This window comes from Bradyrhizobium zhengyangense (assembly GCF_022012435.1).
GTDB classification, from domain to species: domain Bacteria; phylum Pseudomonadota; class Alphaproteobacteria; order Rhizobiales; family Xanthobacteraceae; genus Bradyrhizobium; species Bradyrhizobium zhengyangense.
Window position 1 is genome coordinate 130,673 of the sequence record NZ_JAKLUA010000006.1, and the last position, 13,294, is coordinate 143,966.

Annotated in this window: 13 protein-coding genes; 12 read left to right on the forward strand and 1 reads right to left on the reverse strand. The window is 64.7% G+C overall.

Annotated elements, in window-relative coordinates:
* Positions 1–108 precede the first annotated feature (108 nt).
* Positions 109–1,110 (reverse strand): adenosine kinase, encoded by a 1,002-nt coding sequence (locus L6637_RS19970; RefSeq protein WP_237860592.1) that lies wholly within the window; start codon positions 1,108–1,110, stop codon positions 109–111.
* A 125-nt stretch (positions 1,111–1,235) separates the two neighbouring features.
* Here L6637_RS19970 and murJ point away from each other — a divergent pair, with 125 nt between their 5' ends.
* From murJ to lnt, 12 genes are all read left to right on the forward strand, one after another.
* Positions 1,236–2,768: a murein biosynthesis integral membrane protein MurJ gene (gene murJ / locus L6637_RS19975; RefSeq protein WP_237871805.1), complete on the forward strand. Its 1,533-nt coding sequence runs from the start codon at positions 1,236–1,238 to the stop codon at positions 2,766–2,768.
* Between the two features lie 81 nt (positions 2,769–2,849).
* The gene (gene trpS, locus L6637_RS19980) at positions 2,850–3,902 is read left to right on the forward strand and encodes a tryptophan--tRNA ligase (protein WP_237860597.1); all 1,053 of its coding nucleotides are present in this window, start codon (positions 2,850–2,852) and stop codon (positions 3,900–3,902) included.
* A 173-nt stretch (positions 3,903–4,075) separates the two neighbouring features.
* Positions 4,076–4,645 (forward strand): NifU family protein, encoded by a 570-nt coding sequence (locus tag L6637_RS19985; RefSeq protein ID WP_237860598.1) that lies wholly within the window; start codon positions 4,076–4,078, stop codon positions 4,643–4,645.
* Positions 4,646–4,835: 190 nt separating this feature from the next.
* A complete protein-coding gene (gene tsaB / locus L6637_RS19990) occupies positions 4,836–5,531 on the forward strand; it encodes a tRNA (adenosine(37)-N6)-threonylcarbamoyltransferase complex dimerization subunit type 1 TsaB (RefSeq protein WP_237871807.1) in 696 nt (231 codons plus the stop codon).
* Positions 5,528–6,010, forward strand: a complete 483-nt coding sequence (rimI, locus tag L6637_RS19995; RefSeq protein ID WP_249802076.1) for a ribosomal protein S18-alanine N-acetyltransferase — start codon at positions 5,528–5,530, stop codon at positions 6,008–6,010. Before tsaB ends, rimI begins: the two co-directional genes overlap by 4 nt.
* 38 nt (positions 6,011–6,048) lie before the next feature.
* Positions 6,049–6,504: a Fur family transcriptional regulator gene (locus L6637_RS20000; protein WP_237860604.1), complete on the forward strand. Its 456-nt coding sequence runs from the start codon at positions 6,049–6,051 to the stop codon at positions 6,502–6,504.
* A gap of 5 nt (positions 6,505–6,509) precedes the next feature.
* Positions 6,510–7,190, forward strand: a complete 681-nt coding sequence (locus L6637_RS20005) for an HAD family hydrolase (RefSeq protein WP_237860605.1) — start codon at positions 6,510–6,512, stop codon at positions 7,188–7,190.
* 128 nt (positions 7,191–7,318) lie between these two features.
* Entirely contained in the window at positions 7,319–8,716 is a 1,398-nt protein-coding gene (miaB, locus tag L6637_RS20010; RefSeq protein WP_237871809.1) for a tRNA (N6-isopentenyl adenosine(37)-C2)-methylthiotransferase MiaB, read from the forward strand.
* 64 nt (positions 8,717–8,780) lie between these two features.
* Positions 8,781–9,779 (forward strand): PhoH family protein, encoded by a 999-nt coding sequence (locus L6637_RS20015; RefSeq protein ID WP_092289320.1) that lies wholly within the window; start codon positions 8,781–8,783, stop codon positions 9,777–9,779.
* A gap of 62 nt (positions 9,780–9,841) precedes the next feature.
* On the forward strand, positions 9,842–10,351 hold the full coding sequence (gene ybeY, locus L6637_RS20020; RefSeq protein ID WP_237871811.1) for an rRNA maturation RNase YbeY: 510 nt from the start codon (positions 9,842–9,844) through the stop codon (positions 10,349–10,351).
* A 1-nt stretch (position 10,352) separates the two neighbouring features.
* Positions 10,353–11,471, forward strand: a complete 1,119-nt coding sequence (locus L6637_RS20025; RefSeq protein WP_237860611.1) for a hemolysin family protein — start codon at positions 10,353–10,355, stop codon at positions 11,469–11,471.
* Entirely contained in the window at positions 11,468–13,081 is a 1,614-nt protein-coding gene (gene lnt / locus L6637_RS20030; RefSeq protein ID WP_237871813.1) for an apolipoprotein N-acyltransferase, read from the forward strand. The genes L6637_RS20025 and lnt overlap by 4 nt, the downstream gene beginning before the upstream one ends.
* The last annotated feature ends 213 nt before the right edge of the window (positions 13,082–13,294 follow it).

Genomic DNA, 13,294 nt, shown 5'->3' on the forward strand with positions numbered 1-13,294 from the left:
GGCGACGGCGTCATTGCGAGCGCAGCGAAGCAATCCAGAATCTCTCCGCGGTGGCAGTCTGGATTGCTTCGTCGCTACGCTCCTCGCAATGAGGGGGAGAGAACGGAGCTAAACCGTCAGCCCGCGCTGCTGGGCCAGCTCCTTCAGCGACACTTGCGGACGCGCGCCGATGTGCTGGATCACTTCGGCGGCCGCAAGCGCGCCGAGCTCACCGCACTGCTTGTGCGACAGATCGCGCGAGAGACCATAGAGGAAACCGGCGGCGAACAGATCGCCGGCGCCGGTGGTATCGACCAGTTGCGTGATCGGCGAGGCAGGCGCGGCGACAGCGTCCGTCGGCGTCACCACCACGCAGCCCTTCTCGCTGCGGGTGACCACGCCGAGCTTGACGTCGCTGCGCAGCAGCTTCAGCGCGGTGTCGAAATCGGAGGTCTCATAGAGCGAGTGCAATTCGGACTCGTTGGCGAACACGATGTCGGCGGTGCCGTTACGCATCAGCCCCAGAAATTCGTCGCGATAGCGGCCGACGCAGAAGGAGTCCGACAGCGTCAGCGCCACCTTACGGCCGGCCTCGTGGGCGATCTTGGAGGCCTTGAGGAAGGCCTCCTTGGCGCCCGGCGGGTCCCAGAGATAGCCTTCGAGATAGACGATCTTGGCAGCGGCGATCTCGGCCGGATCGATGTCGGCCGGCGACAGATCCTGCGCCGCGCCGAGATAGGTGTTCATGGTGCGCTCGCCGTCGCCCGTCACCAGGATGTAGGAGCAGCCGGTGGCGGGACCGTCCTTCGCGGGCGGTGTGTTGAAAGCAACGCCGGCGGCGCGGATGTCGTGGACGTAGAGCTTGCCGATCTGGTCGTCCTTGACCTTGCCGACATAAGCGGCGCGCGCGCCCAGGCTGCCGATGCCGACAATGGTGTTGGCGGCAGACCCCCCCGAGACTTCCGTCGCCGGGCCCATGTCATTGTAAATGGCGGCGGCCCGTGCCTCGTCAATCAGCGACATGCTGCCCTTGGTCATGCCGTGCTTCGCGAGAAAACCCTCATCGGTTCGGACCAGCACGTCGAACAACGCATTGCCGATGCCGAGAACGTCATATTTCACGTCAGCCATTCACTTTGATCCTGTTTGCCGGATTGCGGAGTTGCGGAAAATCCGCTTCCTGTCGGTCTGAAAATGTAGCTGGCGGCCTATCACGTTCGGCCGGGCCCGAGCAAGCAACGGTATTATAACAACCGATGATCCGCTCCTTCCTGACCGTCTCCACGGGAACATTGGCCTCGCGGCTGCTGGGCTTTGCGCGCGATTCCCTGATCGCGGCGCTGCTCGGCACCGGCACTGTCGCGGATGCGTTTCTGGCCGCCTTCCAGCTCGTCAACGTGGTGCGGCGGCTGCTCAGCGAAGGGGCACTCAATGCCGCCCTGATCCCGGCCTGGCTGCGCGTCCGTGAGCGCGATGGCGAGGAAGCGGCGTCGGCCTTTGCGGGGCGGGTGCTCGGCACGGTGAGCGCATCCCTGATCGTGATCTCGATCGGCATTGCGCTCATGATGCCGCTGATCATCATGATCATCGCACCGGGTTTCGTCGGCAGCGCCACGCTCGACCTCGCCGTCGAGAATGCGCGGCTGATGCTGCCTTATCTCGCCTTTGCGGGCCCGGTTACAGTGCTGATGGGTCTATTGAACGCGCAGGGGCGATTTGCACTCACGGCGTTCTCGCCCCTGCTGTTCAACATCGCGCTGATTGCCGCCATCGCCGTGCTGCTGCTTTGGCACGCCGATGCGGCTCTTTCTGCATGGATGCTGGCTGCTACCGTCGGCATCGCCGGCCTGCTGCAACTTGTGATGCTGGGCTCGCAGCGAAGCGCGCGCCTGGCGACGCCGTTGCGTGCAAGCTTCGACAAGGAGATGCGCGGATTCTTCGCCAAGGCCATTCCCGGCATGATCGCAAGCTCTGGCCCGCAATGGCTGATGGTATCAGGCGCGATCATCGCCTCCACGACGCCATCGGCCGTGTCCTGGCTCTATTTCGCCAACCGCCTGATCGAGCTGCCGCTCGGCATTGTCGGCGTCGCCATGGGCACGGTGCTGGTGCCGGAATTGACCCGTGCGGTCGGCAGCGGCGATCGCGACGCGGTGGCGCATGCCGAATCGCGCGCGCTGGAGCTGGCGACCGGGCTCGCGCTGCCGGCCACGCTGGGCCTTGCCATTCTGGCAGAACCAATCGTGCGGCTGCTGTTCGAACATGGCGCCTTCGGCGCGGAGGACAGCACCGCAACGGCACACGCGTTGATGTGGCTGGCGCTGGGCCTGCCGGCGCATGTGCTGATCAAGGCGCTGTCGCCGGCCTTTTTCGCACGCAGCGACACGATGACGCCGCTGCTGGCGACGGCCAAGGGCCTTGTGGTCGCAATGGCCCTCGCCGTCCTGCTCGGGCATTTCTTCGGCGCAAGCGGAATCGCCGCCAGCATCGCGGCCGGCGCCTGGAGCAGCGCCGTCTCGCTGCTCCGGAAAGGCACCAGCGAATTCGGCTTCTCGGTGGACACATCAGCCCGCAAGCGGCTGCCGCGGATCGTGCTTGCCGCGACCGCCATGGGCGCCCTGCTCTGGCTGACCACAAGTCTGATGCCGGCTGAGGCCCATGGCCTCATTCGCTTTATTGTGCTGGGCCTTCAGATTGCGGCCGGGATCGCCGTCTACGGCCTGCTCCTGCAAATCCTCGGCGCGGCCTCCTGGCGCGAGGCGGCGGCCGCCCTGAAGCGGCCCGGCTGAATAGGTCCCGCTGCGAAATGCCCTTGACGGGGCAGCCCCGCTGTTGGAAACGACGGCCGACCACCTAAGAGAAGGCGTGCCATGCCATTCGTTGAACGGGTTTTTTCGGGCGTCCAGCCGACGGGCAATCTGCACCTCGGCAACTACCTCGGCGCGATCGTCAACTTCGTGAAGATGCAGGAAACCCACAACTGCATCTATTGCGTCGTCGACATGCACGCGATCACCCAAGGCCTGGATGTCTGGGGCGGACCGGTCGAGCTCGCGCGCAACACCCGCGAGGTGACCGCGGCGTTCATCGCCGCCGGCATCGATCCGAAGAAGCACATCGTGTTCAACCAGAGCCAGGTCTCCGGCCATGCCGAGCTTGCCTGGATCTTCAACTGCGTCGCGCGCATGGGCTGGCTCGGCCGCATGACCCAGTTCAAGGAGAAGGCCGGCAAGGACCGCGAGAACGCCTCGGTCGGGCTGTTCGATTATCCCGTGTTGATGGCCGCCGACATCCTGCTCTACCGCGCCACCCATGTTCCCGTGGGCGAGGACCAAAAGCAGCATCTCGAGCTCTCGCGCGACATCGCGCAGAAGTTCAACAATGATTTCGGCGATTCCATTCGCGCCCAGGGCACCAATGACGGCCTGTTCTTCCCGCTGCCGGAACCCTTCATCACCGGCCCGGCGACGCGCGTGATGAGCTTGCGCGACGGTACCAAGAAGATGTCGAAGTCGGATGCGTCGGACAATTCGCGCATCAACCTGACCGACGACGCCGACACTATCGCGCAGAAGATCCGCAAGGCGAAGACCGACCCGGAGCCGTTGCCGAGTGAAGAGAAGGGCCTGGAAGCGCGCCCCGAGGCGGACAATCTCGTCGGCATTTTCGCGGCCCTCTCCGATCGCTCCAAGGCCGACGTGCTCCGCGAGTTCGGCGGCGGGCAGTTCTCCAGCTTCAAGAACGCGCTGGCCGAGCTGTGCGTCAGCAAGCTCGCACCGATCGCCGGCGAGATGAAGCGCCTGGTTGCGGACCCCGGCCACATCGACGCCATCCTGAACGATGGTTCCGACCGGGCTCGCGCCATCGCCGAGGAGACCATGAAGCTCTCCAAGGACATCGTCGGCTTCATCCGCCGGCGCTGACCCTGGCTTACCCTCCCCCTCCAGGCCCCTTGTGGGGGAGGGTAAGCTGGCACCTAACCCGTTGATATGGCGGCGGAACTCCCTCACCGCCCCTTGATCGTGCGTTCTCCGTCGCCATCTGCTAGGGAAGAGGCCACGCGCCGGCCTTGAACCGGCGACGTCTGGAGAAAACCATGTTCATTCAAACCGAAGCCACCCCCAATCCCGCCACGCTGAAGTTCATTCCCGGCCGCGTCGTTTCCGACGGCAACCCGATGGAGTTTGCGAGCCGCGAAGCCGCAACCCGTTCGCCGCTCGCGGAAAAGTTGTTCGAAGTGCCCGGCGTTACCGGCGTGTTCTACGGATCGGATTTCATCACCGTCACCAAGGCGAACGGTGAATGGCAGCAGCTCAAGCCCGCGATCCTGGGTGCCATCATGGAGCACTACATGTCCGGCGCGCCGCTGCTCGCCGACGGCGCGGCTGCGAGCGATGTCGATCTCGACGACGAGGACGAGTTCTTCGACGAGGCCGATGCCGAGACGGTCGACATGATCAAGGATTTGATCGAGACGCGGGTGCGGCCGGCGGTCGCCAATGACGGCGGCGACATCACCTTCCGCGGTTTCAAGGACGGGATCGTCTATCTCAACATGAAGGGCGCCTGCTCGGGCTGCCCGTCATCAACCGCAACGCTCCAGCACGGCATCCAGAATTTGCTGAAGCACTTCGTGCCTGACGTGGTCGAAGTCCGGCCGATGTGACGACGTCGTCGTCATTTCGGGGCGGTCCGTAGGACCGAACCCGGAATCTCGAGTTTCCGGGTCTGGTGCTAACGCACCATCCCGGAATGACGGCTCTTGTAACCGGTGGGCGGATGGTGAGTAGCGAATGGCGAATGGCATTCCGATCGGATAGACTGCCCACCATTCGCCACCTACCATTCGCTTTTTCATGCTGATCCTTGCCATCGATACCGCGCTGGAGGCGTGCGCGGCCGCCGTGCTCGATACCGACGCCGGCGAGCTCCTTGCGCAGGAGCAATCGCTCATGAAGCGCGGCCACGCCGAGGCGCTGATGCCGATGATCGCGCGCGTCATGCAATCGGCCGGTCTCGCGTTCACGGCGCTCGACCGCATCGCTGTGACGGTCGGTCCCGGGAGCTTCACCGGCTTGCGCGTCGGCATTTCAGCAGCACGCGGTCTTGCGCTCGCAGCCAAGCGGCCGGCGGTGGGCCTCACGACACTCTCCGCGTATGCGGCCCCCATCGTTGGCCGGAGCGGTTCGGCGCCGGTGATCTCGGCGATCGATGCGCGGCACGACCACGTCTATTTCCAGATCGTCGCCGGCGACGGCAGTCAGCTGGTGCAGCCAGGCATCGCCCCCATCGACGAGGCGATCGCAGCTTCGCAGTTCGGCGCGCCGCATCTGGTCGGCAATGCCGCCAGGATTCTTGCCGAGCGCTGGCCGAAGGATGTGCCACAACCTGTTACTTTCGACGCACTGCCCGCACCCGACATCAGCTGGGTCGCATGGCTCGGCGCCGCGGCCAATCCCGACACCAATCCGGCGCGGCCATTCTATTTAAAGGCGCCCGATGCAAAGCCGGCCGCATTGCCGCCGCTCGCACACGCCGCAAGCTCATCATGAGCTGGTTTTCGGATTGGTGGCGCGGCGGCACGGCCGCCGTCGAGCCGGTGTCGGCGCGCGACGCGGCACGGCTGGCGCAGCTTCACGGCACTTCTTTCGCGCATGGCTGGGGCGAGAGCGAGTTCGAGACCATGCTCAGCGAGCGCAACACGCTCGTCCACCGCTTGCGCCTCGGCCGCAAAATCATCGGCTTCGCGGTGTCGCGGATCGGCGCGGACGAGGCCGAGATCCTCTCGGTCGCGGTCGATCTGTCCTACCGCGGCCGCGGCCTCTCCCGCGCGCTGCTGATGACCCATCTCGGTCACCTCGCAGGGCGTGGCGTGCGCACAATCTTTCTGGAGGTCGAGGAGAACAACCAGCCCGCACGACGGCTCTATGACCGGGCCGGATTCGTGGTGGTCGGACGCCGCGAACGCTACTATAAGCAGGCCAACGGGGAACAATTGAACGCACTTCTGATGCGACGTGACTTGTCGTAACATTGATGGCAGAAAGCGCCCCGTCAGGCGGATACGATATGACCGGACTCAAACCTTCTTCGGCATCCAAGACAACCGGCATCGAGGCGCGCTGTGCCGCCACCGGCATGCGCATGACCGAGCAGCGCCGCGTGATCGCGCGCGTCCTTGCGGAAGCGGTCGATCACCCCGACGTCGAGGAATTGTACCGGCGCTGTGTCGCCGTCGACGACAAGATTTCGATCTCGACCGTCTATCGCACCGTCAAGCTGTTCGAGGATGCCGGCATCATCGAGCGCCACGATTTCCGCGAGGGCCGCGCGCGCTACGAGACGATGCGCGACAGCCATCACGACCATCTCATCAACCTGCGCGACGGCAAAGTGATCGAGTTCACCTCCGAAGAGATCGAGAAGCTGCAGGCGGAGATCGCCCGCAAGCTCGGCTACAAGCTGGTCGATCACAGGCTCGAGCTCTATTGCGTCCCGCTCGACGACGACAAACCGACGTCCTAGGTCTCGTGCCAATAGATCTCATCATTTTCGATTGCGACGGCGTCCTCGTGGACAGCGAGTTGATCTCCTGTCGCGCGCATGCGGATGTGCTGACCCGGCACGGCTATCCGATCACGTCGGAGCAGGTGTCCGCACGCTTCCTCGGCCGCTCGACAAAACAGGCCAATCTCGAGATCGAAAGTGAGCTCGGCCGCAAGCTGCCCGAGGCCTATCACGGCGATCTCCAGGACGAGCTGTTTCGCGCCTTCGAAGCCGACCTCGAAGCGATCCGCGGCATCCACGACGTCCTCGATGTCGTGACGCAACGTGTCTGCGTTGCCTCGAGCGGTACGCATCCGCGCATGCAAGTGAGTCTCGGAAGCACGGGACTCTATGAACGCTTCGCGCCGAATATCTTCTCGTCCTCGCAGGTGGCGAACGGCAAGCCGGCACCGGACCTGTTCCTGTTCGCAGCCAAGCAGATGGGCGTGCCGCCGGAGCGCTGCATCGTGATCGAGGACAGCCTTGCCGGCATTGCCGGCGCGCGAGCGGCCGGGATGAAAGTGTTCGGCTTTTACGGTGGCAGCCATTGCGCCGACGGCCATGCCGAGACCCTGCGCCAGGCCGGCGCCGACCTGACCTTTGCCGACATGCATCAATTACCGGAGCTGGTCCGGCGGGTCGCGGCTGACGCCCTGGCGGGCTAAATCCGGCGCCAAAACTCGCGATTCCGCACGTCACCGCCCGGAATGGCTCCTTTCGTCCCTCAATCGCTGGATTTTCGGCCCCTCAGCCTATATCTGAGGGCCGTCCTCCACCGCCATTTTCGGGTTCCATGACGCCGCCGCGCAAGCTGCACATCAAATCATATGGCTGCCAGATGAACGTCTACGATGCCCAGCGCATGGTGGACACGCTGGCTCCGGAAGGATTCGTGGAGACTGAGAGCGCCGAGGACGCGGACCTCGTCATCCTCAACACCTGCCACATCCGCGAGAAGGCCTCTGAAAAGGTCTATTCCGAGCTCGGCCGACTGCGCGTCGCCAAGGACGAGGCCGCGCGCGAGGGTCGCGCCATGCAGATCGCCGTTGCAGGCTGCGTCGCGCAGGCCGAAGGCGAGGAGATCGTGCGCCGCGCGCCAACGGTCGACGTCGTGGTGGGACCGCAGAGCTATCATCATCTGCCCGAGTTGTTGAAGCGCGCCGGCAACGAAGGCCGCGCGATCGAGACCGAGTTTCCCGCCGCCGACAAGTTCGGCTTCCTGGCCCAGCCCAAGCCCGACGCGATCCGCGCACGCGGCATTTCGGCCTTTGTCACGGTGCAGGAAGGCTGCGACAAGTTCTGCACCTTCTGCGTCGTGCCCTATACGCGCGGCTCGGAAGTCTCGCGCCCCGTGGCGAAGATTGTCGACGACGTGAAGCGGCTCGCCGACAATGGCGTGCGCGAGCTGACGCTGATCGGACAGAACGTCAACGCCTATCATGGCGAGGGACCGGACGGGAAAACCTGGGGTCTTGGCCGATTGCTCGAACATTTGGCGACCGTTCCAGGCATCGCCCGGCTGCGCTATTCGACCAGCCATCCCCGCGATGTCGATGACAGTTTGATTGCAGCCCATCGCGATCTCGATGCCTTGATGCCGTTCGTGCATCTGCCGGTGCAGTCGGGCTCGGACCGGATTCTCGCCGCCATGAACCGGAAACATACCGCCGATGATTATCGACGAGTCATCGACCGTTTCCGCGCCGCGCGCCAAGACATTGCTTTTTCATCAGATTTTATCGTCGGCTTCCCCGGCGAGAGCGAGCAAGATTTTCTCGCCACCCTCGCGCTTGTCACGCAAATCGGCTACGCTGCGGCGTATTCGTTCAAATACTCCGCCCGGCCGGGAACGCCGGCCGCGGATATGCAGGAGACGGTGTCCCCCGCCGAGATGGACCAGCGATTGGAGCGGCTCCAGGAATTGATCGACAGCCAGCAATCGGCCTTCAACAAGGCTGCGGTTGGCTCAACGGTCGACGTGCTGTTCGAACGTCCGGCGCGCAAGGACGGCCAGATCGTCGGCCGCACCGCCTTCCTCCAGCCCGCGCATGTGATGGCCTCGCCTGACATCATCGGACAAATCCTGCCGGTCAGGATCGACAGCCTCGAGCGCTACAGCTTCCTCGGCGAGCTCACCACGCCACGCAATGTGCGCGCGCCCGCTTTATCATCCATCGCCAGTGGAGCCTGAACCCTTGCCAAAAAGCGCATCGGATTCGTCTTCTATCGCTCCCAGCCGCAAATTTGACCGCGACATGCAAGTTCCGCCCGAGACCCAGGTCGTCATCGACTTCGACGACAACCGCGCCGCATCCGCGCTCGTCGGCCCCTACGGCCAGAACCTGGCGCAGATCGAGCGCCGGCTCGGCGTCGTCGTGGACTCCAAGGGCAACCACATCACCATTGGCGGCACGCGCGACGGCTGCGATGCGGCGCGCCGCGTACTGGAGACGCTCTATGCCCACGCGGTGAAGGGGCAGGACGTCGACCAGGGCGAAGTCGAAGGCGCAATCCGTGCGGTCATCGCGCAAGGCTCCCTGTTCGAGTTCGACGCCAAGTCGGCCAAGTCGACCTTCGACAGCATCAATTTGCGCAAGCGCCCGGTGCGCGCGCGCACGGCTGCGCAGGACTCCTACATCCGCGCGCTGAAGCGCCATGAACTGGTGTTCGGCATCGGCCCCGCCGGCACGGGCAAGACCTGGCTCGCGGTCGCGCATGCCGCGCAATTGTTCGAGCGCAAGGAGGTCGACAAGATCATCCTGTCGCGTCCGGCGGTCGAAGCCGGCGAGCGGCTCGGGTTCTTGCCCGGCGATCTCCGCGAGAAGGTCGATCCGTATCTGCGTCCGATCTACGACGCGCTCTATGACCTCATGGACGCGCGCATCGTCGAGCGCGCGCTGCAAACCGGTGAGATCGAGATCGCGCCGCTCGCCTTCATGCGCGGCCGCACGCTGACCAACGCCGCGATCATCCTGGACGAGGCGCAGAACACTACATCGATGCAGATGAAGATGTTCCTCACGCGTTTGGGCGAGAACAGCCGCATGATCGTCACGGGCGATCCCTCGCAGATCGATTTGCCGAACGGCCAGACCTCGGGTCTTGCCGAGGCGACGCGTCTGCTTGATGGCGTCGAAGGCATCGCGCAAGTTCATTTCAAGGCCGAGGACGTGATCCGCCACGAGCTCGTGGCACGAATCGTCGCTGCCTATGAAGGCTCGCCGCAGCGGCCGCCCGCCGGCAACAAATCCTGACGAGACAACAGCGGGACCAAGCGGGCGCGCTGACGCAGCGCCTTATCGTTCCGAACAAAGCCATGTCACATCCCAACCTTCCCATTACCGAGGTCCTCGTCGTCGCCGATTGCTGGCAGAGCGAGCCTGACGCCGAAGCGGTGATTCAGCGTGCCGTTGCGGCTGCCGCCGAATCCGTCGACGAAGACGTCGCGGACGCAGAAGTCGCCGTGATGCTGACCGATGATGCCGGCATCCGCACGCTCAACAGCAACTGGCGCGGCATGGACAAGCCGACCAATGTGCTGTCGTTTCCCGCGCTCCAGCCCGAAGGCGAGTGGAAACGGGGCGATGCGCCGCGCATGCTCGGCGACATCGCGATCGCCTTTGAGACCATGCGGCGCGAGGCGGACGAGGAACACAAGCCGTTCGAACATCATTTGAGCCATCTCGCCGTGCATGGATTCCTGCACCTGATCGGCTACGATCACGAGAACGACGGCGACGCGGAAGAAATGGAAGCGCTCGAAACCGAGATCCTGGCTCATCTCGGCATCCCCGACCCCTATGCAGACCGCGCGGGGACGCATTGAGATGCCTGATTCAGAGCCTATTCACGACAATCCGCGCAACACGACCAATCTGCCGGCCGTGGTGACGCCGGGCGAGGTCATGCGCCCGACGGCGGAAGGCTGGCTGCTGCGTGCCATTCGCACGCTGTTCGGCTGGAAGGCCGGATCGGTGCGCGACGATCTCCAGGTCGTGCTCAATGCAACGACACCCGACGACACCGGCTTCTCCGCGGTCGAGCGCACCATGCTGCGCAACATCCTCGGCCTGCACGAGCGCCGCATCGCAGACGTCATGGTGCATCGTGCCGACATCATCGCGGTGAAGCGCGACATCCCGCTTGGCGAATTGATGGACCGGTTCGAGCGCGCCGGCCATTCGCGTCTCGTCGTCTACAACGAGACGCTCGACGACCCCGTCGGCATCGTCCATATCCGCGATCTGCTCGCCTTCATGACCGCGCGGGCGCGCGTGTCGGAGGCCACCAAGACCAAGCGCAAAAAGCCGCTGCCGGCCGGGCTCGATCTGAAGGCCGTGGATCTGGCGCTGCCGCTGCAGGATGCGCGCATCATCCGCAAGCTGCTCTACGTGCCACCGTCGATGCGCGCGATCGATCTGCTGGCGCAGATGCAGGCGACGCGCATTCATCTGGCCCTCGTCGTCGACGAATATGGCGGCAGCGACGGGCTGGTTTCGCTCGAGGACATCGTCGAGCAGATCGTCGGCGAGATCGACGACGAGCACGACAGCGACGAGCCGCCGTCGATCGTACGGCTGCCCGACAACGCCTTCATCGCCGACGCCCGCGCCAGCCTCGACGACGTGCGCACCGTCATCGGCGAGGACTTCGTCACCGGCGAGGCCGGCGAGGAAGTGGAGACGCTGGGCGGCTATCTCGTCAGCTTCGTCGGGCGCCTGCCGGTGCGCGGCGAGGTGATCTCGGGTCCCGGCAATTACGAGGTCGAGGTGCTCGACGCCGATCCGCGCCGCGTCAAGCGGCTGCGCATCTCGACCCGGAAAGAACGCCCCGCACCGCGTACCCAGCGCGAGAGAAGCCGCCGCGAGGCCGCACCCGAGAGCGGCCAGCCGCCTTCCGGCGACACCCCGACCCCGCCGCCTGCCGACGGGACCGGCCCGCAGTGACCGCGTTCCAGCGCTTCAGACAGATTGCACTTGCCATCATCCTGACTTGGGGATGGAAGCGCGCACTCCTTGCCATGGCATGCGGCGCGCTCTCCGTGCTTGCGCTTGCGCCGTTTAACTTCTTTCCGGTGCTGTTCATCACCTTCCCCGTGATGGTCTGGCTGATCGACGGCGCCGGTGCCGGACGCTATGGCGGCGTCCCCGCGGCAGCACTGACCGGCTACTGGTTCGGGCTCGGCTATTTCGTCCCCGGTCTCTACTGGATCGGCATCGCCTTCTTTGTCGACGCCGACGTGTTCGCCTGGCTGACGCCGTTCGCCGTGCTGGGATTGCCGGCCTATCTCTCCATCTTCACGGCGATCGGCTTCGCGCTGGCCCGTTTGCTCTGGACCAAGGATGCCACCCGCATTCTCGCGCTCGCCGCAAGCCTCACGATCGGCGAATGGCTGCGCGGGCACGCGCTCACGGGCTTTCCCTGGAACGCGTTCGGCTATGCGCTGTCAGAGCCGCTGGCGCTGGCGCAGACGTCATCCCTGATCGGCCAGTGGGGCATGACGTTCCTCGCGGTTGCGATCTTCGCAAGCCCCGCAGTGCTGATCGACCGCACGCGCGACCGCAGCCTGGCGTGGCGCGTGCCGGCCGCGGCGCTCGCGCTGCTGATCGTCATGGGCATGTTCGGCGCGATCCGCATGTCGCTGCATCCGACCACGATGGTTGCGGGTGCCAAGCTGCGCCTGATGCAGCCGAACCTGCAGCAGGACCTGAAATTCAACTACTCCGCCAAGGCGGAGGTGATGAAGAAATACCTGGCGTTGTCGGACCGCGCATCCGGACCACGATCGACCGGCGTGAGCGCTGCGACCATCCTGATCTGGCCGGAATCAGCCTTTCCGTTCTTCCTGACCCGCGAAGCCGATGTGATGGCGCAAATCGCCGAGCTGCTGCCCAAGGGCACGGTGCTGATCACCGGCTCGGTCCGCGCGCCCGATCTGCCGCCGGGCACGCCGATCACGCGGGCCTACAATTCGATCTATGTGATCGACCACGACGGCAGCGTGCTCGCGGTCTATGACAAGCTGCATCTGGTTCCGTTCGGCGAATATCTTCCGTACCAGAACATCATGGAGAAGCTCGGCTTCGAGCAACTGACGCGCATGCGCGGCGGCTTCATTCCCGGCACGGTGCGGCACGTACTGCCGGTGCCGAGTGCCCCGCCCGCGTTGCCGCTGATCTGCTATGAGGCGATCTTCCCCGGCGAAATCGGCACGCACGACGAGCGCCCGGGCTGGATGGTGAACCTCACCAATGACGGCTGGTTCGGCATTTCGACCGGTCCGTACCAGCATCTGGAGCAGGCGCGGATGCGCGCCATCGAGCTTGGACTGCCGCTGGTCCGCTCGGCCAATACCGGCATCTCGGCCGTGATCGATCCGGTGGGACGCACGGTGGCCAGCCTCGGCCTCGGGATCGAAGGAATTTTGGATGCAAGTCTGCCGACCGCGATCCCGCCCACGATCTATGCGAGAGTCGGTGACATCCCCGCAGCCATGCTCGTCGCACTGGCTGTGATTTTGGCGGTGCGGCGGCGCGTTGCCAAACGGCGCCCCTGATTGCCGCCGTTAGCGATTTCCGGCAGAGCGGCCGGAATCCTTTGACAACCGCAGTCCCACGGTTGACAGACTGCACGCGGGCTCCCCATTCTGCACCCGGCTGCAAAAGACAGCGGTGCATTGCTAAATTTCTCCGCAATGTTTCCCCAATCAGAGTGAAGTTTTGACGTCGCTGTCACCTGAGGCAATGGCTCATTGCGCCGACGGTGGTGT